This is a genomic window from Marinobacter sp. ES-1, assembly GCF_000475255.1.
Lineage (GTDB): Bacteria > Pseudomonadota > Gammaproteobacteria > Pseudomonadales > Oleiphilaceae > Marinobacter > Marinobacter vinifirmus.
Window position 1 is genome coordinate 39,652 of sequence record NZ_AXBV01000041.1, and the last position, 26,774, is coordinate 66,425.

Sequence of the window (26,774 nt, forward strand, 5' to 3'; positions counted from 1 at the left end):
CCCGGTTTCAGAAGAAGGATGACGTGGCTATGAATCCAAGCCGGCCGTGCGCTCCAGGGCGCGAATTCGCCGGCGTTCATGCTCTTCGGTGAAGATCCGTTCCCGCAGGGCTTCCACCGCCGCCTGCCGGTCGGCCGGAGCCAGGCCTTCATTATTGTAGATCAGGGCCTTTTGCTGCCGGTATTCACCCAGCCGGTTCTGCCACTGATTCCGCTGTTGGTCGAGCCGTACCAGGCGTTCGGTAGCTTCCGCACCATAGGCCTGCAAACGCAACTCTCTCACTTCGGCTTCCGAAGCACCCTGCTCCCGAAGTTGCTGAACCTGCATGGCCGTTTCGACCACGGTTCGGGACCGGCGCCGGAGCTCAACGGAATGCTCCGGCAACAGCTGGTCCAGCTGCGCCAGGGCGCGGTCACGCTCGGAATCAGTCAGGCTTTCGTCGTTGAGAATCTTCTGGCGGTCGAGCATCACCTGCAACCGGCGCTCTTCTTCGCCAAAAAAGCCTTCCGCCACATCCGGGCCGAGATGCTCCCGGCGCAGGTCATGAATCTGGCCCAGGGCCTGGCGAACGTCGTCAACGCTGTGGTGTTCGTTACTGGCCATCGCTTCGGCCGCTTTCCGGTAAGACAGGTAGTCGTCGAGAATGGCGAGCACCTGTCGCTGAATCTCCGGAGGTAAATCCTGCGCTTTTAGCTCGGAAGCCAGACGAGCTTTCAGGGTTTCGTAATGGGAGGCGCCCCCCGTCAGCCCGATAAAGAAATCCAGGTAACGGCGCAGCTGGCGATCCAGCACCAGGTTGCCATTCATATCAAGGCGTACCTGTCCGTCCACTTCGATATCAGAAACCCGCTCATCACGGGGCAAGGCAGGATGATTCACCTTACCCGGCACCGGCGCGGTACCCGATGAGCCAGCAGTAGCTGCCGGTTGCTGATGCTCCTGCTCCACCACCGATGAGACTGGCTCCGAGGCCGTCTTGACGGGACCCGGCATAAGCCACCAGCCGGCCGTTCCGAATACAAGCAGCAGGCCGGCCAATACAGCAAATCGTTTATGGTTCATAAAATCGATCCGTGGCGGGCCGCTGGGGCCCGCCTTCGGTTATCGGCTGTGTCAGAGGCCAAGATTCTTGAGACGGTTTGCCTGTTGCCGGTACAGCTGAACCGGATCCGTCACAAACGGCCCTACCAGCCCCAGCACCTGGTTCACTTCATCCAGGTGGTTGTGGCGGTAATCCACACCCAGCACCTTGCCAAGCTTCATGCTGCAGGATGGCACCATGCCATCGGAGGGTTCGTCAAAGATGGGTGTCAGGGCCCCTAACAGCAGATCGCTCGGGTCCAGAACATTAGTGACCGCTTTGTTGCCGCCCCAGGAGTAGTATCGGATGCCATTGGCCACTTGTGCGCCATCGTTACCACAATAAGCAGAAGGAAGGCCTGCAGGGAAGTCTGCGTTGAAGGCAATGCTGCCTTCCGTACTCAGTGACTGGATGGCTGCGGCGGTGTCTTGCGGCAGGCCGCCACCACCGGAGAAGGTATCGATCAAGCCGAAGAACCAGTCTCCCAGGCCATCCAGGCTGCCGTTATTCAGGGTATCCGCCAGCGGGGTGCCCCAGTTAACGCCACCGACACTGGATACTGAAGCCACCAGGTCTGGCCGCACGCCCGCCACATAGCGAATGGTCGGGCCGCCATGACTGTGGCCAATCAGGTGCACCTTCTCGGCCCCGGTTACTGCCATATATTCTTCAATCTGCGCCAGCAACTGCTCACCACGGATCTCTGTAGAGTTGGCAGCAGACACCTGGGGAACAAAGACTTCCGCCCCGCTTTCCGCCAGTTCATCCGGCACTCCGTTGAAATAGGAGACCAGACCAAACAACTTGTTGAAGCCTGACAACCCATGCACCAGGACAATCGGATGCTCGGTCTGGGTGTAGGTATCCTGTTTACTGAACCACCATGCGGAAGCCGGCTGGGCAGTCAGTGCTGCTGCCAGTACTCCCGCCGTTACAACTGCTTTTGTTTTGGTACTTTTCATGTGTTTCCCTTTTTGTCTTTGTTGTGTTCGGGCAACGGCACAATACCCAATGGGCAGCATGCCAAAAACACTATAGACAGGGATAAGTGCCAACGGGGCCACATGGCACCCAATTGTGAAGCGCATCACAAAGCGGTATCGGAAAACAGAGAAGAATCGGAAAGAAAGAACAACGAGGGGCAAAATCTGGGGGTGACCCCACCAGCAATCCTCCGGCACACACATCCACCGCTGCGGCTGCTCCCTTCCGGGCCTGACCGGGTTCACGGTTTCATGTTGCGGAGGCACCAATGGGGCCACCATAACGGCGTTCCGGGGCATTTCCCCGAAAGCGGCGCGAATAGTATCAGAAGGGTTTGCGGACTACAACAACGGCCTATAGCGGTAATGGCACTTCATCTTGCCGGAACCAGCAGGCAATACTGTAACGGGTGCGCCTTGCCGGAAGAACCTCGTGGGGTACCTGCTCGCTCAGGAACAGCACCGCCCTGCCTGCTTCCGGACGTACCTGCCCGACTACCTGCCCGACTACCTGTCTGGAGTCCTCGGCTGCGAAAACCCTCAGCTCTCCGCCATCTTCAAGGCCCCAGTCATCGTTCAGGTACAACACTAGGCTGACCACCCGGGAGGCACGGCCGCGAAAGCTGTCCAGGTGGCGCTTATAGAAATCACCGGGGTGATAGGTGGCGTAATGGGCCTCAAACCGCTTCAGCCCAAGATAAAGGCGCCGGTTCAGGCCTTGCCTCACCTGCTCCAGACAATTGAACAACAACCGTTGGGGCTCACTGCATCCGTCCAGCCAGGCGATCCTGTCGCGGCGCACACTGCGGTCTTTTACCAGGTCCGTGCCCCGGCCGATACCAGCGCGGCTCATGGCCTCGGTTTTATCGAGGATGGCCACTTCGTTGCGTAACGCCGCCAGCAAACCAGCCGGCAACCGGGGAGTAAGGTCCAGCTGCATCCAGGCTGATTGACTCAAGCCATCCGCCAGCTCGTCCAGCCATTGGTCGTCGATCGCTGGTTGAACGTCGCTGTCGCTAACCGTACCAACACTTTCGTCACCAGCCACCTGTTCGAGCTGATCAACGGAACGCTCAAGCACAGGGTCCGGAAACGGAATGATGATAGCCTGGTCGGTGTCTGCGTGCATGGCGGGGCCTCGCTGAATTTTCCGGCTATTGTAGGGTCAAACTCGCCGGCAAGCCGTATTTAATTTAATCTTCAGATACGAAGATACACTTAAGGAAAAACCTCCTGCCATGCCTGAAAGCAGCCACACTCCGCCGGTATCCGTAACCCCGGGCCAATGGTCATTCACCCGCTGGAAAACCATTGGCCAGCTGGAAGCCCTGGAGGTTCATCATCCGGTATTCAGCGCTACGGTGTTTTTGCAGGGCGCGCACCTCACCCACTTTGCCTTAAACGACGACACCAACTGGCTGTGGCTGAGTGATACCGCCCGATTTGAACCGGGCCGCGCTATCCGCGGTGGCATTCCTGTGTGCTGGCCCTGGTTTGGCGACCCCGCCCGTAACCCACCGGAGATCCGCAAACGGGTGCATACCCCCTCAGCCCATGGCTTCGCCCGCACGGCCCTTTGGCGGCTGGAAGATGTCCGGGAAAGTGCCCACGAAGTGGAAATCAGCCTGTCGCTGAATGCCAATGAAGATTTTGCAGACCAATGGGACGGGCACGCCCTCGCGCTGATCACCTTCAGTTTTTCTGTAAGTGGCTGCCAGATTGCCCTGACCACTACCAATCTGTCCAGTCACCCGCTAGCCCTGAGTCAGGCCCTGCACACCTACCTGCCAACCGCCGATATCAGCCGCACCCGATTACTGGGGCTGGGCCACAGCCAATATATAGATACATTGAAAGACTGGGACTACTTTGAACAGGAAGGCCCGGTTTATTTTGACGGCGAAACCGATCGCATCTACGAATCGGCAGAACCCCTGACCCTGACCACCCCCGCGGGAAAGCGGAAACTGACATCTGTTGGCAGTGATTCCACGGTAGTCTGGAACCCGGGGCCAGATAAAGCCCTAAGGCTTTCTGACTTTCCTGGCACTGGCTGGCAAAAAATGGTGTGTGTCGAAACGGCCAATGCAGCCACCGACTACCGGGTATTAAATGAGGGGCAGAGCCACACACTTGGGGTTGTTCTTGGCCGCGGCTGACGGCCTGAAGTAATCGTTAACACAGGGAGCGGGCATGGGCCTGGCGTCTTATCTGAAATCCCGACTGGTTCCGGCGGAGCTGGAAGAACAGTTGAACCGAATTCGCAAACCCATTGGCAGCCTTGGCTACGACCCCTGGGGATTCAACAACGATGCCGTCAAGTACGGCTTCACCCTCACCCGGCAAATCTACGAAAAATACTTTCGGGTAGAAGCCTCCGGCGTGGAGAAAGTGCCGGCAGAAGGCCCTGTACTGCTCATCGCCAACCATTCCGGCCAACTGCCGCTGGACGGCTTGCTGATCGGCTATGCGCTGGCATCCCGCCCGGACCGGCCCCGCATCCCCAGGGCTATGATCGAACGCTTCTTCCCGACCGTACCCTGGCTGGGCAACCTGTTGAACGACGTGGGTGCTGTGCTGGGCGACCCGGTTAACTGCGCCAAGATGCTGGAGAACGACGAAGCTGTCATCGTATTCCCGGAAGGCGTACGCGGCTCTGGCAAACTCTACCGGGACCGCTACCAGCTTCAGCGGTTTGGTAACGGGTTCATGCACCTGGCCATGAAATACAACACACCGATTGTGCCGGTGGGTGTTGTCGGGTGCGAAGAGACCATTCCGGCGATTGCCAACATCAAACCCCTGGCCAAGGCGCTTGGCGTGCCCTACGTACCGGTGGCGCTGCCGGTGATCTTTCCTGTGAAAGTCCGCCTGAACTTTGGCGAGCCAATGCACTTTGACAACAGTGAGATTCCGGAGGAACTAGTGGCCGAGCGGGTTGAGGCGGTAAAGGCAGAAATCCGCAAACTTATCGACAAAGGCCTGAGCGAGCGGGAGGGGCTGTTCTGATGTCTGAGCAACGCAAGCCCAGAATCCTGGTTACCGGTGCAGCCGGCGCCCTCACCCAGCAAGTCATCAGCCGCCTGAAAGGCACCTGCGACATTGTGGCGGTGGATTTCCGCCAGCAGGTGTACCTGGGCGATGATATTCCCAGCTACTGCATCGACCTGAACAAACGAGGCTTCGAGGACCTGTTCCGGCAATACCGGTTTGACGGCGTCATCCACCTGGGCCGGCTGATGACCAGCGAGCTGACCCGGATGCGCCGCTACAACGCCAACGTACTGGGTACCCAGAGGCTGCTGGACCTCTCCCACAAGTACAGCATCAAACGGGTGATTATCCTCTCCACCTTCCACGTTTATGGCGCCATGGCCTACAACCCGGCGCTGATTGACGAGGCCGCGCCTCTGAAAAGTGCCGGGCTGAGCGCAGACCTGGTGGATTCCGTGGAGCTGGAAAACCTGGCCAACATCTACCTGTGGCGGTATCCGGAGCTGAACATCACCATTCTGCGGCCCTGCAACATCGTCGGCCCGGGTGTGCGCAACACCATGAGCGCCCTGCTCTCCAGTGAACGGGCGCCGGTGCTGGCAGGCTTTTCCCCGATGATGCAGTTCATCCACATCGACGACATGGCCGACGCCATCGTGCTGGCCTGGCAGAAACCGGTCAAAGGGGTGTTCAACGTGGCGCCCCATGATTGGGTTGCCTACCAGCAGGCCCTGAAAATGTGCGGCTGCAAGCGTATACCGATACTTTCCGTACCGCCCATCGTGCCCAAAGCCATCGCCAGGTTACTGAACCTGAAAAGCTTCCCCCACTACCTGCTGGCTTTCTTCAAGTATCCGGTGGTAATTGACGGGCGAAACTTTGCCAGGGAATTCGGTTTCAAACCCAAACGTCCCCTGAAAGAGATCTTCCGCTACTATCGCAACAACAAGCGCCCAGTGTAACCTTAACGGTTAACGGGCGCCGATTTTCCGGAATTTGATAGACGGAAAGCGGCGAACAGGGATACTCTGTACAAAATACTAGAACCTGACCCGTGAAAACCTGGAAGATATCCGCATGCTCACCGGCATGGAGAGTATGGGCGGGCCGTCCATGTGGGTCATCCTGCTCGGCCAGCCGGAACTGAGACAGGCCATAACATCAATTCCGCAGTTGGCCCAAAGGGTGAAACTGTTTTTCCACCTCGAGGGGCTCACGGCCCTTGAAGCGATCGATAGTCGTCGAAGAACCCGGGCCTGATCAGGCCCGGGCTATAGCACATCAGAAGGTATCGCCGGGCACCCTCACCCAGCCTTCCATGATAACCCGCGCACTGCGGCTCATGATGGCCTTGGTGGCAGTCCATTCGCCGTTCACTTCTTTCGCTTCAGCTCCCACACCCAGAGTTCCGGAGGGGTGGCCGAACGTCACTTCGGTACGGTCACCGCCGCCGGCCGCCAGGTTCACCAGTGTTCCGGGAATCGCGGAAGCCGTTGCGATAGCGACGGCTGCGGTACCCATCATGGCGTGGTGAAGCTTGCCCATAGACAAGGCGCGAACCAGCACGTCGATATCCGCCGCATTGATCTGCTTGCCGCTGGAAGACACGTAATCCGCCGGCCTGGCCACAAACGCCACCTTCGGCGTGTGTTGACGGTTAGCCGCCTCGGCAACATCCTTGATCAAGCCCATTTTCACTGCGCCATGGGCACGGATGGTCTCGAACATGGCCAGCGCTTTCGGGTCACTGTTGATGTCATTCTGCAGCTCCGTGCCTTTGTAACCGATGTCTTCCGCATTCAGGAAGATGGTCGGTATTCCGGCGTTGATCATGGTCGCTTTCAGGGTTCCGATACCCGGCACGTCCAGGTCATCCACCAGGTTGCCGGTGGGGAACATGGAACCTTCGCCATCGGCCGGGTCCATGAATTCGATCTTCACTTCCGCGGCCGGGAAGGTCACGCCATCCAGTTCGAAATCACCGGTCTCCTGCACTTCACCATTGGTGATGGGTACATGGGCCACGATGGTTTTCTTGATGTTGGCCTGCCAGATGCGCACCGTGCAGATACCGTTTTCAGGAATCCGCTCTTTGGCAACAAATCCGCTGTTGATGGCGAAGGCACCTACCGCAGCGGTGAGGTTGCCGCAGTTACCACTCCAGTCCACAAACGGCTTGTCGATCGCCACCTGCCCGAACAGGTAGTCCACGTCGTGGTCCGGCTGCGTCGGTGCGGCCAGAATCACCGTTTTGCTGGTGCTGGAGGTGGCGTTACCCAGGCCGTCGATCTGCTTCTCGTAGGGATCGGGACTGCCGATCACCCGAAGCAGCAGCTTGTCGCGGGCCTCGCCGGGCACCTGACACGCTTCCGGCAGGTCTTGTAGCCGGAAAAACGCGCCTTTACTGGTACCGCCACGCATGTAGGTGGCCGGAACCTTTATCTGTGGGGGGAAGCTCATGCCGCCCCCTCAGAAGCCAGGAAGTTCTGGGCGAAGCGCTGCAGTACGCCACCGGCAGAGTACACCGTGACTTCTTCCGCGGTATCCAGGCGGCAGATCACCGGCACCCGATCCACTTCACCGGTTTTGCGGTGAATCACCAGCTCGAGCTTGGCGCCCGGCGCGGGTTTGCCTTCCACGTCGTAGGTTTCGGTACCGTCCAGCTGAAGTGTGTGGCGTGTGGTGCCTTCCTCGAACTGCAGAGGCATTACACCCATGCCTATCAGGTTGGTACGGTGAATGCGCTCGAAGCCTTCAGCAACGATGGCTTCCACGCCCGCCAGGGCAACACCCTTGGCGGCCCAGTCACGGGAAGAACCCTGGCCATAGTCGGCTCCGGCGATGATGATCAGCGGCTGCTTGCGCTCCATGTAGGTTTCGATGGCTTCCCACATGCGCATGGTCTTGCCTTCCGGCTCAACACGGGCCAGGGAGCCCTGCACCACTTCACCGTTTTCGTCCCGAACCATTTCGTTGAACAGTTTCGGGTTGGCCAGGGTGGCACGCTGGGCGGTCAGGTGATCACCACGGTGGGTTGCGTAGGAGTTAAAGTCTTCCTCCGGCAGGCCCATCTTGTGCAGGTATTCACCGGCGGCCGAGTCCCTCATGATGGCGTTGGACGGCGACAGGTGGTCTGTGGTGATGTTGTCCGGCAAAATCGCCAGCGGGCGCATACCCTTGAGCGCGCGCTCGGCGGCCATAGTGCCTTCCCAGTACGGCGGGCGACGGATATAGGTGGACTGCGGGCGCCACTCGTACAGCGGGCTCTTGGCCTGCTCCGCCTCATCCAGGTTGAACATCGGGATGTACACCTGCTTGAACTGCTCCGGCTTCACGTATTCACCGACAATGCGATCAATTTCTTCATCGGACGGCCACAGATCTTTAAGGGTGATGGGATTGCCATCCTTGTCGTAACCCAGGGCGTCCTGTTCGATATCAAACCGAACGGTACCGGCGATGGCGTAGGCGACAACCAGCGGAGGTGACGCCAGGAAGGCCTGTTTCGCGTACGGATGAATCCGGCCGTCGAAGTTCCGGTTACCGGAGAGAACGGCAGTGGAATACAGATCCCGGTCGATGATCTCCTGCTGGATTTTCGGGTCCAGGGCGCCAGACATACCGTTACAGGTGGTGCAGGCATAGGCCACGATACCAAAACCCAGTTTCTCCAGTTCTGGTAACAAACCGGCTTCCTCCAGATACAGGCGGGCCACTTTGGAACCCGGTGCGAAGGACGTTTTCACCCAGGGCTTGCGCACCAGCCCCAGCTCGTTGGCTTTCTTGGCCAGCAGGCCAGCCGCCACCACGTTGCGGGGGTTGGAGGTGTTGGTACAGGAGGTAATGGCCGCGATGATCACCGCACCATCCGGCATCAGGCCCTTTTTCTCTTCTTCCAGCGCCTTGTCCAGGTTCACAGCGATGCCGCGATCATGCAGCTCGGATGTTGCCACACGGCGATGCGGGTTGGACGGGCCAGCCACGTTACGCACCACGGTGGACAGATCAAATTCCAGCACACGCTCGTACTGGGCTTCGGTCATTTCAGTCGCCCACAGGCCGGCTTCTTTGGCGTATTTCTCAACCAGGTCAACCTGCTCCGGTTCACGGCCTGTCAGCTTCAAGTAGTCGATGGTCTGCTCGTCGATGTAGAACATCGCGGCGGTGGCACCGTATTCCGGGGTCATGTTGGAAATGGTGGCACGGTCGCCGATGGTCAGGCTGGAAGCGCCTTCGCCGAAGAACTCCAGGTAAGCGCCTACCACCCGCTCCTTACGCAGGAACTCGGTAATGGCCAGGACGATATCGGTGGCAGTGATGCCCGGCTGGCGCTTGCCAGTCAGCTTCACACCCACGATATCCGGAAGGCGCATCATTGAAGGCTGGCCCAGCATGACGGTTTCTGCTTCCAGACCGCCTACGCCGACGGCGATAACACCCAGGGCATCAATGTGCGGGGTGTGGCTGTCAGTACCTACGCAGGTGTCCGGGAAGGCGATCGGATGGCCGTCTTCGTCCGGGCGGTTCTGGATCACCGGAGACATTTTCTCCAGGTTGATCTGGTGCATGATGCCGTTACCGGCCGGAATCACATCCACGTTACGGAACGCGGTGCGGGTCCAGTTGATAAAGTGGAAACGGTCTTCGTTGCGGCGGTCTTCGATGGCACGGTTCTTTTCGAACGCGTCCGGATCAAAGCCCGGTGCTTCCACCGCCAGGGAGTGATCCACGATCAGCTGGGTGGGCACCACCGGGTTAACTTTAGAAGGATCACCGCCCTTCTCCGCGATGGCATCACGCAGGCCGGCCAGGTCTACCAGGGCAGTCTGGCCCAGGATGTCGTGGCACACCACACGCGCCGGGTACCAGGGAAAGTCCAGGTCACGGCGGCGCTCGATCAGCTGTTTCAGGGAATCCGTCAGGGATTCCTTGTCACAACGACGCACCAGCTGCTCGGCCAGGATTTTGGAGGTGTACGGCAGCTTGGCGTAGGAGCCGGGCTGAATGGCCTCAACCGCCGCACGGGTATCGTAGTACTCCAGGTCGGTACCTGGAAGGGATTTTCGGAATTCGGTGTTCATGGGTTAGAAACCTCTTTGTTGGCCACGGAATCCACTGAAAAACACGAAAGAAAAAGATAAAAGCTGTGAATCTTTGTTCGTGTTCTTTCGTGGATTTAGTGGCAAAAAAATCTTTCTGTCTTTTCCTTCCGTGTCATTCCGTGGATTCCGTGGATTCCGTGGCTAAAAAACGTCTTAAGAACGCTCGCCAATCGGCAGCCAATCCTGGTGCTCAGGCCCGGTATACTCGGCACTCGGGCGGATGATGCGGTTGTTGGCGCGTTGCTCTTTGACGTGGGCAGCCCAGCCGGATACCCGGGACATCACGAAGATGGGCGTGAACAACTCGGTCGGAATGCCCATGAAGTGATAGGCCGAGGCATGGAAGAAGTCAGCGTTACAGAACAGCTTCTTCTCGCGCCACATAACCTCTTCACAGCGAACAGAAACCGGGTACAGCACGGTGTCGCCCACTTCCTTGGCCAGCTTCTCGGACCACTTCTTGATAATGGCGTTGCGCGGGTCGGATTCGCTGTAGATAGCGTGCCCGAAGCCCATGATCTTCTCTTTGCGCTCCAGCATGCCCATCAAGCCGGCTTCGGCCTCTTCCGGGGTCTTGAACTTTTGAATCAGTTCCATCGCCGCTTCGTTGGCGCCGCCGTGCAGCGGGCCTCGCAGGGAGCCGATAGCACCGGTCACGCAGCTGTGGATGTCAGACAACGTGGAGGCGCATACACGGGCCGTGAAGGTGGAGGCGTTGAATTCGTGCTCCGCGTAGAGAATCAGGGAGACGTTCATCACCCGCTCATGCAGCTCGCTGGGCTTCTTGCCATGCAGGAGCTCCAGGAACACGCCACCAATGGAATCGCATTCGGTATTGGCGGTATCAATGCGAATGCCTTCGTGGGCAAAGCGGTACCAGTAGGTGATGATGGCCGGGAACACCGCCAGCATGCGGTCGATCTTGTCGTCCTGCTCGCTGAAGTCCTGCTCGGTTTCCAGGTTACCCAGCATCGAGCAACCGGTTCGCATGACGTCCATCGGGTGGGCGTCTTTGGGGATCTGCTCCAGCACCAGTTTCAGGGCATCCGGCAGGGTGCGCAGGCTCTTGAGCTTGCCTTTGTAGGCATCCAGCTCGGCCTGGTTCGGCAGCTTGCCACGCAGCAGCAGGTAGGCCACTTCTTCGAACTGGGCGTTGTCAGCCAGGTCGGTGATGTCATAGCCGCGGTAGGTCAGGCCGGTACCGGTTTTGCCAACGGTACACAGGGCAGTTTCGCCAGCTACCTGGCCGCGCAGGCCTGCTCCACCTAGTTTCTTTGCTTCAGCCATGTTGGTCTCCCGTAGTTTCTGTTTTGTTCGTTTTAATTAAATCAAGCGATGTCAGGAGTTCGACAGAAGTCTGACAGGGGGTCTGACCCCGAGTTCGACAGGGGTCTGACCCCGAACGGGGTCAGACCCCCTTACTCCACTTACTCCCAGTCCCCTTACTCCAACCTTTTCAGTTCACTCAGTCTTTCTTCTGGGCAAACAGCTGGTCCAGCTTCTGCTCGAAATCGTGGTAGTTCAGGAAATCGTACAGCTCCATACGGGTCTGCATCAGGTCTACCACGTCTTTCTGATCGCCCTTCTCGAGGATGCTCTGGTACACCGTCAGCGCGGCCTTGTTCATGGCGCGGAAGGCGCTCAGCGGGTACAGCACCATGGCGGCGCCGGCTTCGGCCAGTTCAGACTTGTTGTAAAGCGGCGTGGCACCGAACTCAGTGATGTTAGCCAGGATCGGCGCATCAATGGCTTCGGCGAACGCTTTGTAGTCGCTCAGCTCGTGTACTGCTTCGGCGAAGATACCGTCTGCACCGGCTTCAATGCACGCCTTGGCGCGGTCAATCGCAGCTTCCAGACCTTCTTTCTGGAAGGCATCGGTACGGGCCATGATGAAGAAGTCTTTGTCTTCCCGGGCATCGGCAGCAGCCTTGATGCGGTCAACCATTTCCTCTTTGGAAACGATTTCCTTGTTCGGTCGGTGGCCACAGCGTTTTTGGGCAACCTGGTCTTCGATATGAACCGCAGCAGCACCGGCGCGTTCCATTTCACGGATGGTACGGCCGATGTTGAAGGCTCCGCCCCAACCGGTGTCGATATCCACCAGCAGCGGTACGTCTGTGGCAGCCGTAATGCGGCGCACATCTTCCACCACATCGTTCATGGTGGTCATGCCCAGGTCCGGCAGGCCGTAGGAGGCGTTAGCCACACCACCACCGGAAAGGTAAATGGCCTGGTGCCCTACCCGCTCTGCCATCATGGCGGCGTAGGCATTGATAGTACCAACAATTTGCAGCGGCTGGTTTTCTTTCAGGGCCTTGCGGAAACGGGCACCGGGGGAGAGTTTGTTAGCCATGTCATTTACCTCTTTGTTCAGATAGTTAGAACGCCTTCTTGAATCTTTTTCTCAATATTCTTGCGGGCGGCGTTGATGTGTCTTTTCATCAGGAATTCGGCGAGTTCGCCATCGCGCTGGGCAATGGCCTCGACGATACGGCGGTGTTCACCCAGCGCCAGATGGGGGCGCCCGGCCGAGGTGCTTAACCGGTAACGGTACATCCGCACCATGTAATAAAGATCGCCCAGAAGCATCTGGGCCAGTTTGGTATTGCGACTGCCGGTGGCAATCCGGTGGTGGAAGTCGTAGTCACCCTCGGCCTGGTAGTAGGCCTGGCCCTGGGCTTCTTCTATCATCTTTTCATGACTGTCCAGGGTCGCTTTCAAGTCACGGATTTCCTCATCGGTCATCCGCTCGGCAGCCTGGCGCGCCGCCAGCCCCTCCATCACTTCGCGAATCCGGTAAAGCTCAATCAGCTCATCGGCGCTGACAGACACCACCTTAACCCCGGCATGGGGCCGGCGAACCAGCAGGCCGCGGGACTCCAGCCGGCCCAGCGCCTCACGCAGCGGGCCGCGGGTCAGGTTAAAGCGGGAGCACAGCTCTACCTCACCGATCTTCTCACCGGGCGCAAGGTCTCCGGTAACAATAGCAGTTTGCAGACAATCAAAAGCCTCATCGGCGCGGGTTAACGATTGAATCGCAGGCTGGCTCATAGGTTTGTTAACAATATCTGTTGAATTGTTCTGGAATTTACGCATCAAACCCCGGATTGTCAACAATACTGATTTTCTGGTTAGACTATTTGCTAACAATGACTGCGACCTTTATTACACAGGGCTACCGGAACACCCACGCGCCCTCCCCCTTGCCCGACAAGTCCGGTAAACTCTCGGACTTGTGAATCATTTTCTGTGTATCACCGGATCAATACTAAGGACGCCCACATGATCAGGAAGTGCCTGTTCCCCGTTGCCGGCTACGGCACCCGCTTTCTTCCGGCCACCAAGGCCATGCCCAAGGAAATCCTGCCGGTTGTTAACAAACCGCTGGTGCAGTACGGGGTAGAAGAAGCGGCTGATGCCGGAATCCACGAATTCGGATTTGTAACCGGCCGGGGCAAGCGTGCGATCGAAGACCATTTCGATATCAGCTACGAGCTGGAACACCAGATTGCCGGCACTGGCAAAGAAGGCCTGCTTACCTCAATCCGGGACCTGATCAACAACAACACCTTTGCTTTCACCCGCCAGAGTGAAATGAAAGGACTGGGCCATGCCATCCTCACCGGCCGCAACCTGGTGGGCGACAACCCGTTCGCCGTGGTGCTGGCCGATGACTTCTGCGTGGGCCCGGAAGACGGCGACGGCGTGCTGACCCAGATGGTGAAACTGTACAACCAGTTCCGCTGCTCCATCGTGGCGATCGAAGAAGTGCCGCAGGACGAAACCCACAAATACGGCGTGATTGCCGGTGAGTCCATGAAAGACGGCCTGTACCGCATCACCGACATGGTGGAAAAGCCGGCCCCGGAAGATGCGCCCAGCAACCTGGCGATCATTGGCCGTTACATCCTGACTCCGGACATTTTCGACATCCTGGAGCGCACGCCTCCAGGCAAGAACGGCGAAGTCCAGATTACCGATGCCCTGCTGGAGCAGGCGAAGAATGGCTGTGTGCTGGCGTACCAGTTCAAGGGCCAGCGCTTTGACTGCGGCAGCATTGATGGCTTTGTAGAGGCCACCAACTACGTTTACGAGAACATCTACAAGAAAGAGAACTAAAAGCGGAATCCGGGGCGCCTAGCGCCCCAGCAACTGCAGCACCATGCGCCGGTTATCGTCTGTTGTCTTGCGGAACCGGCGCAGCAGTTCCGCCTCGCCGTCTGTCAGCTGAACGCGGCTGATTTCCTGCTCCAGCTCCTGCAGCGCTACCGAAAGGTCATCACTGTTACTGAAGGCCAGGCCTGGCAACTCCAGCTGGTCACTGTCTCCGGCCTCTTCCATATCGAGCAGCTGTTCAAGGGGCGTCTCCGTTCTGAGACACAGATCCAGCAATTCGGTAACCCCGGGAAAGCCCCGCTGGCGGGCATCTTCCGCCTCCCAGCTGCGCACCCGCGCCTCGTCTACCCCGCAGATTTCAGCAACATCGGCCAAAGACAGCTGCCCCTGCTCCCTTACATGCCGCAGGCGCCTGTTGAACGATTGCAGGTAGCGCATGTCTCAATGCCCCTGAAAATTTGAGAAAAAGTGAATCAATTTGAAAATGTAGCGTACCTACAGCTTTGTACACAATGTTCCTATACTGAAATCAAAACAAACATACACGCAGGTAGCCCATGGTCAGGAACGCACTGGACACCGACATCGCATGGCAGCTGATTCTCGACGCCGCCAACCGCAGCAACATCACCTTGCCGGCGCCAGGGTCTGATCAGCCCGCCCTGAAAATCAACGGCAAAAGCTGGGAGCTGGTACAACCCGTCAGCGAACAGGTGCACAGTCTGTTTTCTTTATTCATGCCCCTGTGCCGGCCGCTGGAAGACGCCAGCAGCATCCGGGTAATTGGCCAGTTAGGCCAGAGCTTGGATGGCCGCATCGCCACCGTGACCGGCTGTTCCCGGTTTATCAATGGCGACGACGGCATTACCCACCTACACCGAATTCGAGCCCTGTGTGATGCGGTCGTGGTGGGCGCAGGTACTGCAAGCACAGACAACCCCCGGCTGACCGTTCGCCGTGCACCCGGCCGGAACCCGGTACGGGTGGTTATCGACCGCCACGAACGGGTACCGGCAAGCCATCACCTGTTTACCGACAAAGCGGCCCCCACCCTGCACCTGGTTGCCGGGCACTATCAGCCGGGCCAGCAGCGCATAGAGCCCGGTGCCGCCACCCGGGTGCCCTGCCTGGGCAGCAGCAGCGACACGCAACCGGTCGACCCCAAGCATATTCTCGAGGTGTTACAGGACCTTGGCTTGCGCAAGATTTTTATCGAAGGCGGCGGCGTGACTGTGTCGTCGTTTCTGCGGGCCGGCCTGCTGGACCGGTTGCATGTGATGGTGGCGCCGATGATTATTGGCAGTGGCCGCCCGGCCTTTTCCCTGCCAGAGATTGACCAGCTTGATGAGGCCCTGCGGCCGGAAGCGCAGCTGGTAAACTTGGGGAGCGATATGTTGTTTGACTTGTCTTTCCACCCGGACCGCAGCTGATCAACGCCCGGAAACCAGCACCAGGGCGCCGGGCAGGCTGGCCAGAAACACCATAGCGCCATAGCCCACACTCAGGGCCACACCCTGCTCCGCAGGCAGGCCGGCCAGCGGCCAGAGCAAAGCGGCTGCGCCCTCGCGAACACCCCAACCGGAAATGGTGACAGGCACCGCCATCGCCAGCAAAAGCAGTACACAAAGCCCGGCCAGCACCCAGGGTGACACGCCCTGCCCCAAGACATCCATATCCGCCGCCAGAAGCAGAAAGACCGCCAGGTAAGTACCCAGCACCAGCAGGGAGGTCAGGCACTGCAAGCAGGCATTGCGCCAGCCATAAAAAGCCTTCCGGAGATCTGCACCCAGGTTTCGCAAATAACTCCGGAGCCTGCTTCCATTTTTCCGGCGAAGCATGAAGGAGGCACCCACAGCAGCCAGCACCAGAGCCAACATGCCGGCCCCAGCGCTAAGTGACGTTCCAGCGTAAGCAGCCTGAAGTTCAAACCGGCCACTCAGCCACAGCGCCGCCGTCGCCAGCACTGCCACCGGCAACAGCACCAACTGGCCAGACAAGCGCTCCAGCATCACAGCATGGACGATAGCCCTGGTGGCCTTGCCAGATAGCGGCTCAACCACCGGGGCGCGGGCGTGCCGCCAGGCACGGTTCACATCTCCCATCACGCCGCCCGGCAAAACCTGGTTCAGGAAGCCGGCGAGATAGTACTCACGCATTGCCACCGGATAGCTCAGGGAAACCCCGAGCCGGTGGGCGGTGAACCACCAACGCCAGGCCGACAGCGCCACCTGTGCCACCGATACCGCCAGCATCAGGGCGATAAACGGTACCGAAAGCCTGGCCAGGGACGCTCGCAACGCCCCGGTATCCAATAGCGACAACACCAGCCCAAGCAAGGCTACCGTAACCAGCCATCGAAAGATCAGGCGGGTGGCCATGCCAGCAAGTCCTCGTGTTCGACGGAAATTCGCAGCTCGCCGGCAGCGAGTTGCTGTTTTCGGGCATGGAGCCAGCGGTTGATTTCTGCCCCTGCCGAAGGCTGTTGTTCGGTCGCGGCCTTGGCCCAGCCCGTCATTAACAAAAGCGCCAGATCCTGCTCGCCCGAATCCAGCTGCCAGGGGCTGGGCGCTACAGACACCTGGTAGCCACTGGCCACCAGCACGGCCCGCAGCCGGCGGGTGGCATCTGGCCCCAGTGCGGCACCGGTGCCCTTCTCGCCATGTTGATGCTGATTGACCAACGCCCGGAGCCTGTCGTCTGACGGGTGCACCGGTGAAAGCTCAAAGCGCCCACTGTAGCTGAGCACAACATGAACAGCCGCATTGCGGGCAACCACGGCACGTACCAAAGCCTGCAACCATTCGTCACTGACCAGGTCAATCAATGCCGAAGCACAGACCAGGTCTGCATCTGCCGGCAGCTCATCCTGCATATTGCTTGCCGACAGGCTTTCTGTCCTTAAGCTGACCGATACACCGGTACCCTGAACCCGCTCCGCCGCGGTGCCGGCCAGGCTGCCGTCGGGCTCGATAAGGGCCCAGTGCTGCGGCCCGGGCAGGCGGGGCGCAAGGTACACTGGGTTCGACCCCCGGCCAGTACCAACATCCACCAGTTGAAGGGGCCTGACGGTGTCCCGGGTGCGCTGATAACGATACTGGCGAACCTGTAGCCAGGCCGCCAGCTGGTCTGTGAGTTTCGGGTTTCTTGCCCTGTGATCCGCCGGCTCCCTGGCCCGCAGCCAGTGATCATCAAAGCGAGCAGGATCTGCATTTTGTTCGCTCTCAAGGCCAGCCAGGAAGTCCCCGGCGGTGTCTCGCCAGCGCCGTATCCTTGCCCGGCTTTCACGGGCTCCGGCTCTCAGGCGCGCCAGTTCGTCGGGGTTCTCAAGCAACCTCGCCAGAGCCTGCCCAAGTGCAGCAATGTCACCCGCCGGATACAGCTGCACACCCGAACGGGCACCGGTTTCCCTCAGTGCGCCACCATCGGAGCTGAGCACTGGCAGGCCGCAGGCCAGGGCCTCATCCACCACCATGCCATAACCTTCATACTCCGAGGGCAGCACAAACAGGTCAGCCTGCTGATAGGCATTCCACAGCCCGGTTTCTGAGACCTCACCGGTCAGGCGAATACGACCGGCCAACCCCGATGCATGTACCTGCGCCTTCACCTCTGCCGAATACATCGAATCTCTCTGATCGCTGCCAAGCAGGGTACAAAACCAGGCATCCGTTGCCTGCTCAGCCAGCGCCAGCACCAACTGGTGCTGGGCCTTGCGACGGGACAAATGCCCCACACACAGGATCTGCACAGGATCTGCTGGGTTTCGCGCTGGCACCGGAGCCGTCGACAGGGCAAAGAATTCGTCATCCACTGCCGGCAAAGCCGCAGTCACCGAGGCGGCCGGCACCCCATAATGAGCCAGCCTGCGGGCCGTGTAATAGCTGGTGGTGAACACCTTGCAAACGCAGGCGAGAGCGCGCGTCTCGGCATCTTTCAGCCAGGCTTGTTCGGCGGCTGACAGCCCGCTTTCGTCTGCCAATGGGTGATGCACCAGCGCCATCAGCTTTAACCGCTTCCGGTGGCGCTCCAGCACCTCGGGCATTCCACCCATCGCCAAGCCGTCCAGAACAACGGCGGTTCCCTCTGGCAACGCTTTCAAATAGCGATCCATGGCATCGATAGCGGTGCTATCCGGCCGGGGGAACTCGCCCTCCAGCCCATCAAGGTGAACCTTCAATCCTGCGTCCGCCAGGGCCTCAGCAAGTTTGCGTACATACCGGTAGCCCCCGGTGTTCTGTTGAGGGTCTCCGGGCACCACAAACCAGAGTTCAGATACCGGCATGGTAGCTGGCCCAGGCAATATGGGATTCGCCCAGGGTTACTTTCAGGCTGACCACACCCTTACCGTCTTCGCCCAACCGGCCGGCATGAATGGCAGCAGCCATGCGATCAAACACCACCTTGGCCATGAACTCGGTGGTGGTGTTGCGTCCGGCAAGTTCGGGCAAGTCATCCAGGTTCTTCATGTTAAATTCAGAAAGCACTTCTTTGAGCAGTTCCGAAGCCTGGCCGATGTCGACAATCAGGTCATTGCTGTCGAGCACATGGCGCTCGAAGGTGACGTCTACCACATAGGTGGCACCGTGCAGCCCCTGGGCCGGGCCGAAAATATCTCCGTTAAAGCTGTGGGCGATCATCATGTGATCGCGAACGGTCAAACTGAACATCGGATTTTCCTTCTAGTAAACAATGCGATGACAAAGTGCATCGGCACCGGGCCTGAGTATATCGGCCGCCACCTTTGGAAGCGCTTCAAAACGCGACTCACCGCTGATCAGAACATCCAGCTCCGGGGCAGCCAATAACTCGAGGGCCAGCGCCAGCCGCCTGCGATGATCCCAGCGCGGGCGCCGTTCCGGCGGCAGCTGGCCAACCTGGCTGGATTTCAGCGTCAGGCGCCCGGGATGGAAGGTCTGCCCCAAGGGTACCTGAACGGGTTGGTCTCCATACCAGCTGAGTTCAATTACCCGTGCTTCTGACCCCGCCAGGGCCAATGCCGTCGCCAACCCCACCGGTTGGCCGGACGCGTGGATCACAAGGTCACAATCGGCAATATCCGGTTCAGTGGAGAAAGCAAAGCCCAGCCGTTCGGCCACTGCCTGCCGTTGCCCGTTCGGGTCGATGGCCAGCAGTTCCACACCGGGAATCCGGCTAACCAACCATGCCACCAGCAGCCCCACCACACCCAGGCCAACCACGGCAACGCGGTCCCCGACCGCCGGCTGGGCATCCCAAACGCCGTTGACCGCTGTTTCCATATTGGCGGCCAGTATCGCCCTGGCCGGCGGCACAGCGGCAGGCAGCGGAATAACGGCCTCGGCCGGCACAGAATAACGCCGCTGATGCGGGTGGAGGCAGAACACCCGTTGGCCTTGCAAATCGGCTGGCCCGTTCAGCACCTCGCCAACACTGGCGTAGCCATACTTCACCGGCCCGGGAAAATCCCCTTCCTGAAACGGCGCCCGCATACGCTGGTGCTCGGTGACCGGCACCCGCTGGTTGTACACCAGAGATTCAGTCCCCCGGCTGATCGCCGAATAAAGGGCCTGAACCACCACCTGCCCGGAGCCTGGTTGAGAGCGCTCCGGCTCCGGAGCCGGCCGGAGTTCCGATGCCTGAAAGCCGGTTATCCAAAAGCCTTCGTTCTTATTTAGTTGCATGAAGAGTCCATTTTCTGATTGGCTGCGTACGCAAAAACCGTATCCCCAAACTATAGTTACAAAACGGGGCCTTGCTCACGCCACTTACAGGCTATACGGACGCAACGGTGTATGGATTCCATCAGCACCACAACCACGCCCACATCCACCACAGCGAAAGACCTCGTTGTTGGGGGCTTCACACTTTTTGTGTTGGCCTTAACCCTGCAACTGGCATTCAGCCTGCCCGCCGGCTTTCTTGCTCTCAGTGCTGTGCTGTATGCAGTCCAGGGCGCACTGATTCTTCGTTACTGGCCGGGGCGAAAGCCTTTTGGGTGGGCCAATCGGGCTACCCTCGCCCGTTCGGTTATTGTACTGGCACTGATCGCCTGGGCACCCTATCTCGGCGGGCAGCCGGCTCCGGCGTTGTGGACCTACGCACTGCTCAGCCTGGGAGCCCTGATTCTGGATGGCGTGGATGGCAAAGTCGCCCGCGCCACTGGCAGCCACAGCGAATTCGGTGCCCGTTTTGATATGGAACTCGACGCGCTGTTTATCCTCGGGCTGTGCCTTGCCGTACTGGCACTCGATAAAGCCGGCACCTGGGGGTTGGCCCTCGGCCTTATGCGCTATGCCTTTATCGCCGCCAGCCTTGGCTTTGCCTGGCTCAACGCCAACCTGCCAGACAGTTTTCGCCGCAAAACGGTTTGTGTCTGGCAGGTAGTTACCCTGATGGTCGCTGTTATTCCCATCATTCCACCGGTTTTTGCCAGCCTCACCCTCGGGCTTGCGCTTGTGCTGCTTGCCTGGTCGTTTTTTGTGGACGTTCGCTGGCTCTATCAACGGAGACACAACCATGACTCTGCCAAACCTTAAAGCAATCACCGCCTCTGCCCTTCTGCTCCTGCCGCTGGCCCTGCAAGCGGCGCCCGCTAAATTTGTGGTGGATGAAGAGCATTTCTCCATGAGTTTCGAAATCATGCACGTGGGCTATGCCCCGGTTATGGGCCTGTTCCGGGACGTTGAAGGAGCGTTTGAATACGACGAGGAAACCGGAGAGCTCAGCTCAGGCAAACTGATGTTCAAAGCCGCCAGCGTGTTCACCAACCACGAAAAACGTGATGACCACGTGCGTAACAAGGACTTCCTGAACGCCGGAGCTCATCCCGAGATCACCTTTGTGGTCACCGGCTTTGAAAAAAACGAAGACAACACCGGCACCGTAACCGGCGACCTGACCCTCCTGGGCCAGACCCGCCCCGTGGATGTAGACGTAACCCTGAACAAATCGGCGGAGTACCCCTTCGGCCATGAGGAGTACACGCTGGGCATCAGCGCCGAAACCGTCATCAAGCGCAGCGACTGGGGTATGACCTACGGCGTCGACAACGGCATGGTGGGCGATGAAGTAACGCTCCGGTTCGGTTTTGAAGCTATTAAAGACGGTGGCTGGTTTTGATCATTGTGCGAATTGCTACCCCTCGGTTTTCGCTGCTTTATTTTTTAGTACCCTAACGATAGATTGATCAACCTTTCCCATACAGCTGGCCTGGTTCGATCATGTCTGACGCCCACAAATCCGATCTGCTGCTTGTTGTCGTTACTCTGTTCGCAGCATTCGGCTGGATGTTCTCCAAAGAAGCGGTGCTGATGATGCCACCGTTAATGTTTATGGCAGCCCGGTTTCTGATCGCAGGCAGTGTGCTGGCCCTGATCGCCCTGCCGTCACTCCTGCGCCTGAGCGCAGACCAGCTTGGCCGCGCCGTTGGCGTGGGCGCCGTGTTCGGCATCGCGATGACTTGCTGGATTATGGGCCTGTTCCACGCCGAGAGCATGGGCGAAGGTGCCTTTCTGACCAGCCTGGGTGTGGTGATTGTGCCGGTACTGGCGCGACTGGTATTTGGCGAACCACAACCCATCAGCACCTGGCTGGCCATCCCCATCGCCGTCTCCGGCCTGGCATTGCTTTCCCTGGAAAACGGCTTCCGGCCAGACCCCGGACAACTCTATTTCGTGGCCGCAGCGTTCATCTTCGCGTTGTATTTCACCCTGAATACCCGGGCCGCCAACCAGCGCACCGTGGTTAACAAGCGCGGCGAAACCATCCAGAAACAGAAAGTACCGGCATTACCGCTAACGGCCATGGCGTTGCTGACCGTGGGATTGGTTACCCTGGCTGAATCCGCCATCAGCGAGCCCTGGGCACCTACCCTGACCAACCCGCCACCCATGCTTTATGTATGGGTACTGGCCAGCGCAGTCGTCGCCACTGCGGGGCGCTTTCTGCTGCAAACCTATGCCCAGAGCCTTTCGATACACAGCCACGGAGTGGTGATACTGGTACTGGAACCGGTGTGGGTAGCACTGTTCGCCACCGCCTGGTTTGGCGAAAGCATGACCGCCCTGCAAATGGCCGGTTGCGGTTTGATCTTCGCAGCACTGCTGGTGAACCGCTGGGGCGCCCTGAGCCGCGCCATCAAAGGCCTGCTGAAAGCCAAAAATCAGCCTCAAAGAGGTTGACCAGCCCCCGCGAAATCCGTATATTTCGTCTCCGTTGCGAGACAGGACCATAGCTCAGTTGGTTAGAGCGCTACCTTGACATGGTAGAGGTCCGCGGTTCGAATCCGCGTGGTCCTACCAATCTTGCCTGAAAAGTCAGTCACTTACGATTCCCGTAAGCACTGGCTTTTTTTGTTTCTGCAGCAACTCCCCGGCTTGGTCACCAAAAAGTAAACATCACCCCTTCCTGTGTTCATAGGTGGCATTCAACCTTCCCGCAAGATAGTCCGAACAGGTGATCGGCTCATATTTGGGCGCTTCGTTCGGCTTTACATCCCGGGGGTCCACCACCGCATCCGGGTCCACTTCCAGAAAGAAGGCCACTGAATAGCGTTCCCGCTCTGGCGCCTTCACCCTGTGTGGTGTCGAAAGATAGGTATCGTTGGTCCAGCGCATCAGGCAATCACCAATGTTACAGACAAACGCGCCTGGAACATGGGGAGCTTCCAGCCAGTGCCCTTGTCGGCTGCGCACCTGAAGCCCCGCTACACCGTCCGTCGCCAGAATGGTGATGTTGCCATAATCGGTATGAGTGCCTGCCCCCGCATCTTCCCGGGCATGCACATCCGAACCCGGCGGATAACGCAGCATTCTCAGGGTTGCAATTGGCTGCTTCAGGTGGGGTTCGAAAAAGTCTTCAGCCAGCCCGAGATCCAGGCTGAAGCCGCGATGGATCAACCGGCCAAGCGCCAAGCATTCCGCAAAGTAATCCAGCGCCCCGGCCTTCCAGCCCTCAATCGGTGGCCAGAAATTAACACCCCGGAACGGCTTTCCTGCCAGTACATCCGGGTGATCTTCAGGGAAATCAGTGCCTATATTAAAGGCCTCTTTCCGGTCTGCGCCGGCTTGCGGGTTCAATCTTTCATCCGCCAGCGCCACATAGCCGCGATTGTGTGGCGACCGCTTGATCGACATCTGCTGCTTCTGCTCGGCTGGCAACTGGAATAACTGCCTGGCCAGATCAAATACGCCCTCACAGACCTCCGCCGGGATGCCGTGGTCACTGACGTAAAAAAAGCCGATATCCCTGCAGGCCCGCCCCAGTTCTGCCGCCGTTGCCTGGCGCTCGGTCAGGTCCGGGCTCCGCAAACCTTGTAGTGAAATCACAGGTAACTCATTCATGAACCTTCCTCAGGCAAAACCGGTTGTATGGGGGTGTTCAGCAGCACTTCGTCGCAGTTAACGCCCGGGCCGGCGCGATCCACCACCAGGTAATCGGAGTCAGCCGCCAGCGGCAGTAGCGGCGCGTGCCAGGTGCCCGGCCGGTAGTTCACGCCTTGCCCGCCCCTGGCCCAAAAAGCCCGAACCTCCGTTTCATTAAAGTCGCCGGGGGGCGCCACCACCGCCAGGAAATCTCCACCGTTCATTGGCACAAATGCCTGGCTCCCGAGGGGGTGTCGTTCCATCATGTGGATTTCCAGCGGTAAAAGCGGCTGGCCCCGGAAAATGGAGAGAATGGCCCGGGCGCCATGGCCCAGGCACTCTATACCCGCCAGCCGGTGGAAACGCTCGGTGCGCCCCTGATTGATCAACAAAGGTGCCGGGCCGTGAGTGTCAATGACATCACCGAAGGGCTCAAAAGCTTCGCGGGTGAGCCGCTCAACCGCTATTCGTCGTAACACGCTCACAAAACCGGCTTCCCGAATAACCTCACCCGACTCACCCCGCCATCAGGAATCATGTTGAAGCGGATGTGGGTAATGGCTCCAAGTTCCTTGAGGTCCGTGAATTTAAGTATGGCGTCGGCCTCAAGGGGTTGGGGCTCCAGCAAGGTCGGCCAGAACATGCTCTGGGTGATCAGCGACGCCGCCGTGCCCTCCCCGGCTTCCACACAGGCTGCCTGTACCGAGCAGGCGGCCGGAAAGTTGCCTTTGAAGTGAGCTGTATCTACCTCGAGGCTTTCCGCAATGCCTTTGTGGCCGAGGGCCAGAATGCACCAGTCGTTGCCTGGCTCTCTCCTACGCCGTGTTTCCCAGCCGTCGCCCATATTGATGCCCCGCCCGGGGCGCAGCAGCTTTCGGGGTTCACCATAGTGGGCGTCGCTCCAGGCCACCTGGTCAGCACCGCATTCCAGCGCCAGCAAGTTGATGGATTGGTTGGGGGCTGCCCGGCGCCAGTCCATCCAGGGCCTGCCATAAACCCGCAGGCGCGCAAGCCCACCATCCGGGTAGATGTGCAAACGCACGTGGGTCCAGGGCTGGTCAGAAGTGATGGCGCAGAACCGATGATCGTTGCCGGCAAGCTCGGTAGCCGGCACCAGGGGAATCCACTCGCTGTTGCCATCAGGCACAGCTGCAGGGCTGTAACAGGCTTCCAGTGATGCCGCCGGTGGGAAGTTGCCGGTAAAGAAACTGGTATCAAAGTCCACGCCGGTCAGTACCCCCGGCATGGCCAGCCGCACAATGCACCAGTCGTGGCCGGTGGTCCGGCGCCGGCGGGTTTCCCAGCCGTCCATCCACTTGCCGTGGTCATCGTAGCGATCGGGGTAGAAAGCGGCCGGCCCAGGTGCCAGCATTCGCGCCCGGGGTGCAAAAAACTCGTCGGTGACTTCCAGAACTTCGGCCCCCAGAGAACTGTCCGCCAGGTTCAGGCCCTGCCGGGCAAACTCCGGGCCTTCCGGTACCGGGGCAATCACTATATCAGTCATGGCAGATACTCTTGGTGGGTTGAAACTCAAAGGGATGGTGCGCGCGCCAGTGCCGGGCGATGTCGACCCGGCGGCACACCCACACCCGGTCGTGTTGTTCGAGGTAATCCAGAAATCGCTGCAAGGCGCGGAATTTTCCCGGCCGCCCGATTAACCGGCAATGCAGCCCCACCGACAGCATTTTCGGTGTTTCCAGCCCTTCGGCGTACAGCACATCGAAACTGTCTTTTAAATACTGGAAGAACTGCTCGCCGGTATTGAAGCCCTGGGGCGAGGCAAAGCGCATATCATTGGCTTCAAGGGTGTAGGGAACCACCAGGTGAGGCTGCTGTGTGCCGGCAGAGTCGATCACCTGTGTCCAGAAAGGCAGGTCATCGCCGTAATAATCGCTGTCGTACAGGAAACCGCCCGCCTCGACCACCAGCCGCCGGGTATTGGGGCTGTCACGGCCGGTATACCAGCCTGACGGGCGCTCGCCGGTGAGTGCCTGATGCTGCTCTATGGCCAGTTGCATATAGCACCGCTCTTCGGACTCACTCATCTCCTGATAGTGAATCCAGCGCATGCCATGGCAGGCGATTTCGTGGCCGTCTTCAATAAACGCTCTGACCACTTCCGGATTTCGGGCCATGGCCATGGTCACACCGAATACGGTCAGCGGCAGCCCGCGGCGCCGAAACTCCCGCAATACCCGCCAGACACCGGCCCGGGAGCCGTACTCATAGAGCGATTCCATGCTCAGGTGCCGGTCACGATAGGGAGCGGCGCCGATGATATCGGACAGAAAGGTTTCCGAGTGCTCGTCGCCGTGCAGCACGCAGTTCTCACCGCCTTCTTCGTAATTCAACACAAACTGCACCGCGATACGGGCGTTACCGGGCCACTGCGCGTGGGGCGGATGTTCACCGTAACCGCGCATATCCCTTGGGTAGGTTTTACCTTCATTCATCCAGGTCGCTCCAGGCCACAGCCTCTGAGAATAACGTCAACAAGAAAATCCGCGGCATGCTCGAAGTCCCTTGGCTCGTACTCTGCCTTGTTTTCCACCATCAGGATTTGCACCTGAAAATCGGCATAATGCTGGGTCGACGACCAGATCAGGAAAATCAGCTGTACCGGATCCACCGGCGCCATCCTGCCCTCATCAATCCAGTGCTGGATTACCGACGCCCTGCCCCGCACCCACTCGCGCATGTTGGTGCGCAGGTGGTCGAGCAAGAAGGGCGCGCCCTGAATGATTTCCATGGCAAACAATCGTGACGCTAGCGGGTATTGCTGCGACATGTTCACCTTGGTGCGAATAAAGGTTTCCAGTGCCGTAGCCGGATCATCGTCCGGTTTTATTTCCGAGAATACTTTGTTCCAGCGCAGCAGAATGTCGTCGAACATGGCGCTGTACATGCGTTTTTTGTTGCTGAAGTAATAAAGCACGTTGGACTTCGGCAAGCCGGCCCGTTCAGCAATATTCTGGATGGTGGTGCCCTTGTAACCGTGCAGGGCAAACTCCTGCTCGGCCGCCTGCAGAATGGCTTCCCGGTTCCGCTCCCGGATCCGGCCAGGCCGGTAGCTCCGGCCCGCTTCAGATGTGTTCTGCTGCACTGACAGTGATCTGGTCATGGTTCACTCACTTGTTGTCCGGTGATTCAGGAGTCC

The 26,774-nt window shown here is 59.1% G+C and carries 26 protein-coding genes, 1 tRNA gene and 1 other RNA gene; 9 read left to right on the top strand and 19 right to left on the bottom strand.

From position 1 onward, the window contains the following. Positions 1 to 27: 27 nt before the first annotated feature. The 4 genes from Q668_RS07795 to Q668_RS07805 form a co-directional block, all read right to left on the bottom strand. A complete protein-coding gene (locus Q668_RS07795) occupies positions 28 to 1,062 on the bottom strand; it encodes a lipase secretion chaperone (RefSeq protein ID WP_022989046.1) in 1,035 nt (344 codons plus the stop codon). Between the two features lie 51 nt (positions 1,063 to 1,113). After that, entirely contained in the window at positions 1,114 to 2,043 is a 930-nt protein-coding gene (locus tag Q668_RS07800; protein WP_022989047.1) for an esterase/lipase family protein, read from the bottom strand. 196 nt (positions 2,044 to 2,239) lie between these two features. Beyond that, an RNA gene (ffs, locus tag Q668_RS16820) (signal recognition particle sRNA small type) lies at positions 2,240 to 2,336 on the bottom strand. 83 nt (positions 2,337 to 2,419) lie between these two features. After that, positions 2,420 to 3,193: a 2OG-Fe(II) oxygenase gene (locus tag Q668_RS07805; RefSeq protein ID WP_022989048.1), complete on the bottom strand. Its 774-nt coding sequence runs from the start codon at positions 3,191 to 3,193 to the stop codon at positions 2,420 to 2,422. Positions 3,194 to 3,302: 109 nt separating this feature from the next. Here Q668_RS07805 and Q668_RS07810 point away from each other — a divergent pair, with 109 nt between their 5' ends. From Q668_RS07810 to Q668_RS07820, 3 genes are read left to right on the top strand one after another with little or no spacing between them, the layout of a single operon-like run. Continuing rightward, positions 3,303 to 4,223 carry a D-hexose-6-phosphate mutarotase gene (locus Q668_RS07810; protein WP_022989049.1) on the top strand — a complete coding sequence of 307 codons (921 nt, stop codon included), beginning with the start codon at positions 3,303 to 3,305 and terminating at the stop codon, positions 4,221 to 4,223. A gap of 34 nt (positions 4,224 to 4,257) precedes the next feature. After that, positions 4,258 to 5,073, top strand: coding sequence for a lysophospholipid acyltransferase family protein (locus Q668_RS07815; RefSeq protein ID WP_022989050.1), 816 nt, complete (start codon positions 4,258 to 4,260; stop codon positions 5,071 to 5,073). Beyond that, positions 5,073 to 6,020: an SDR family oxidoreductase gene (locus Q668_RS07820; protein ID WP_022989051.1), complete on the top strand. Its 948-nt coding sequence runs from the start codon at positions 5,073 to 5,075 to the stop codon at positions 6,018 to 6,020. The genes Q668_RS07815 and Q668_RS07820 overlap by 1 nt, the downstream gene beginning before the upstream one ends. A 319-nt stretch (positions 6,021 to 6,339) precedes the next feature. On the opposite strand, the gene prpF is transcribed toward Q668_RS07820, so the two are convergent. The 5 genes from prpF to Q668_RS07850 all read right to left on the bottom strand — a co-directional run bounded on the left by prpF (position 6,340) and on the right by Q668_RS07850 (position 13,211). Then, entirely contained in the window at positions 6,340 to 7,518 is a 1,179-nt protein-coding gene (gene prpF / locus Q668_RS07830; RefSeq protein ID WP_022989053.1) for a 2-methylaconitate cis-trans isomerase PrpF, read from the bottom strand. Next, positions 7,515 to 10,139 carry a Fe/S-dependent 2-methylisocitrate dehydratase AcnD gene (acnD, locus tag Q668_RS07835; RefSeq protein WP_022989054.1) on the bottom strand — a complete coding sequence of 875 codons (2,625 nt, stop codon included), beginning with the start codon at positions 10,137 to 10,139 and terminating at the stop codon, positions 7,515 to 7,517. Before acnD ends, prpF begins: the two co-directional genes overlap by 4 nt. 174 nt (positions 10,140 to 10,313) lie before the next feature. Then, on the bottom strand, positions 10,314 to 11,447 hold the full coding sequence (gene prpC, locus Q668_RS07840; protein ID WP_022989055.1) for a 2-methylcitrate synthase: 1,134 nt from the start codon (positions 11,445 to 11,447) through the stop codon (positions 10,314 to 10,316). A gap of 178 nt (positions 11,448 to 11,625) precedes the next feature. After that, positions 11,626 to 12,513 carry a methylisocitrate lyase gene (prpB, locus tag Q668_RS07845; RefSeq protein ID WP_022989056.1) on the bottom strand — a complete coding sequence of 296 codons (888 nt, stop codon included), beginning with the start codon at positions 12,511 to 12,513 and terminating at the stop codon, positions 11,626 to 11,628. 17 nt (positions 12,514 to 12,530) lie between these two features. After that, complete coding sequence (locus Q668_RS07850) at positions 12,531 to 13,211, bottom strand: GntR family transcriptional regulator (RefSeq protein ID WP_036219503.1); 681 nt, start codon at positions 13,209 to 13,211, stop codon at positions 12,531 to 12,533. 231 nt (positions 13,212 to 13,442) lie between these two features. On the opposite strand from Q668_RS07850, the gene galU reads away from it, so the two are divergent. Then, entirely contained in the window at positions 13,443 to 14,279 is an 837-nt protein-coding gene (gene galU / locus Q668_RS07855) for a UTP--glucose-1-phosphate uridylyltransferase GalU (protein WP_022989058.1), read from the top strand. 18 nt (positions 14,280 to 14,297) lie between these two features. Here the strand turns inward: galU and Q668_RS07860 are convergent, their stop codons facing one another. Continuing rightward, positions 14,298 to 14,714, bottom strand: coding sequence for a helix-turn-helix domain-containing protein (locus Q668_RS07860; RefSeq protein ID WP_022989059.1), 417 nt, complete (start codon positions 14,712 to 14,714; stop codon positions 14,298 to 14,300). 119 nt (positions 14,715 to 14,833) lie between these two features. Between Q668_RS07860 and Q668_RS07865 the strand changes: the two genes are divergently transcribed. Beyond that, the gene (locus tag Q668_RS07865) at positions 14,834 to 15,706 is read left to right on the top strand and encodes a RibD family protein (RefSeq protein ID WP_022989060.1); all 873 of its coding nucleotides are present in this window, start codon (positions 14,834 to 14,836) and stop codon (positions 15,704 to 15,706) included. Here the strand turns inward: Q668_RS07865 and Q668_RS07870 are convergent, their stop codons facing one another. The 4 genes from Q668_RS07870 to Q668_RS07885 are packed head-to-tail and all read right to left on the bottom strand — an operon-like array spanning position 15,707 to position 19,936. After that, positions 15,707 to 16,654, bottom strand: coding sequence for a lysylphosphatidylglycerol synthase transmembrane domain-containing protein (locus tag Q668_RS07870; RefSeq protein WP_022989061.1), 948 nt, complete (start codon positions 16,652 to 16,654; stop codon positions 15,707 to 15,709). Next, entirely contained in the window at positions 16,639 to 18,558 is a 1,920-nt protein-coding gene (locus Q668_RS07875; protein ID WP_022989062.1) for a glycosyltransferase family 4 protein, read from the bottom strand. Before Q668_RS07875 ends, Q668_RS07870 begins: the two co-directional genes overlap by 16 nt. Continuing rightward, positions 18,545 to 18,943, bottom strand: a complete 399-nt coding sequence (locus Q668_RS07880) for a 6-pyruvoyl trahydropterin synthase family protein (protein ID WP_022989063.1) — start codon at positions 18,941 to 18,943, stop codon at positions 18,545 to 18,547. The genes Q668_RS07875 and Q668_RS07880 overlap by 14 nt, the downstream gene beginning before the upstream one ends. A gap of 12 nt (positions 18,944 to 18,955) precedes the next feature. Next, positions 18,956 to 19,936 (bottom strand): zinc-dependent alcohol dehydrogenase, encoded by a 981-nt coding sequence (locus Q668_RS07885; RefSeq protein ID WP_022989064.1) that lies wholly within the window; start codon positions 19,934 to 19,936, stop codon positions 18,956 to 18,958. 111 nt (positions 19,937 to 20,047) lie between these two features. Here Q668_RS07885 and Q668_RS07890 point away from each other — a divergent pair, with 111 nt between their 5' ends. From Q668_RS07890 to Q668_RS07905, 4 genes are all read left to right on the top strand, one after another. Further along, positions 20,048 to 20,791 carry a CDP-alcohol phosphatidyltransferase family protein gene (locus tag Q668_RS07890; protein ID WP_022989065.1) on the top strand — a complete coding sequence of 248 codons (744 nt, stop codon included), beginning with the start codon at positions 20,048 to 20,050 and terminating at the stop codon, positions 20,789 to 20,791. Then, on the top strand, positions 20,772 to 21,374 hold the full coding sequence (locus Q668_RS07895) for a YceI family protein (RefSeq protein WP_022989066.1): 603 nt from the start codon (positions 20,772 to 20,774) through the stop codon (positions 21,372 to 21,374). The genes Q668_RS07890 and Q668_RS07895 overlap by 20 nt, the downstream gene beginning before the upstream one ends. 101 nt (positions 21,375 to 21,475) lie before the next feature. Next, entirely contained in the window at positions 21,476 to 22,435 is a 960-nt protein-coding gene (locus Q668_RS07900) for a DMT family transporter (protein ID WP_022989067.1), read from the top strand. A 43-nt stretch (positions 22,436 to 22,478) separates the two neighbouring features. After that, positions 22,479 to 22,555, top strand: a tRNA-Val gene (locus Q668_RS07905). A gap of 96 nt (positions 22,556 to 22,651) precedes the next feature. On the opposite strand, the gene Q668_RS07910 is transcribed toward Q668_RS07905, so the two are convergent. Genes Q668_RS07910 through Q668_RS07930 form a run of 5 tightly spaced genes read right to left on the bottom strand, consistent with a single transcriptional unit; the run spans position 22,652 to position 26,738 of the window. Further along, positions 22,652 to 23,596, bottom strand: a complete 945-nt coding sequence (locus tag Q668_RS07910) for an isopenicillin N synthase family dioxygenase (RefSeq protein ID WP_022989068.1) — start codon at positions 23,594 to 23,596, stop codon at positions 22,652 to 22,654. Beyond that, on the bottom strand, positions 23,593 to 24,102 hold the full coding sequence (locus Q668_RS07915; protein ID WP_036219469.1) for an ureidoglycolate lyase: 510 nt from the start codon (positions 24,100 to 24,102) through the stop codon (positions 23,593 to 23,595). The genes Q668_RS07910 and Q668_RS07915 overlap by 4 nt, the downstream gene beginning before the upstream one ends. After that, positions 24,099 to 25,121 carry an allantoicase gene (gene alc, locus Q668_RS07920; RefSeq protein WP_022989071.1) on the bottom strand — a complete coding sequence of 341 codons (1,023 nt, stop codon included), beginning with the start codon at positions 25,119 to 25,121 and terminating at the stop codon, positions 24,099 to 24,101. Before alc ends, Q668_RS07915 begins: the two co-directional genes overlap by 4 nt. After that, entirely contained in the window at positions 25,114 to 26,070 is a 957-nt protein-coding gene (gene puuE / locus Q668_RS07925) for an allantoinase PuuE (RefSeq protein WP_022989072.1), read from the bottom strand. The genes alc and puuE overlap by 8 nt, the downstream gene beginning before the upstream one ends. After that, positions 26,067 to 26,738: a TetR/AcrR family transcriptional regulator gene (locus Q668_RS07930; RefSeq protein WP_022989073.1), complete on the bottom strand. Its 672-nt coding sequence runs from the start codon at positions 26,736 to 26,738 to the stop codon at positions 26,067 to 26,069. Before Q668_RS07930 ends, puuE begins: the two co-directional genes overlap by 4 nt. Positions 26,739 to 26,774: the final 36 nt, after the last annotated feature.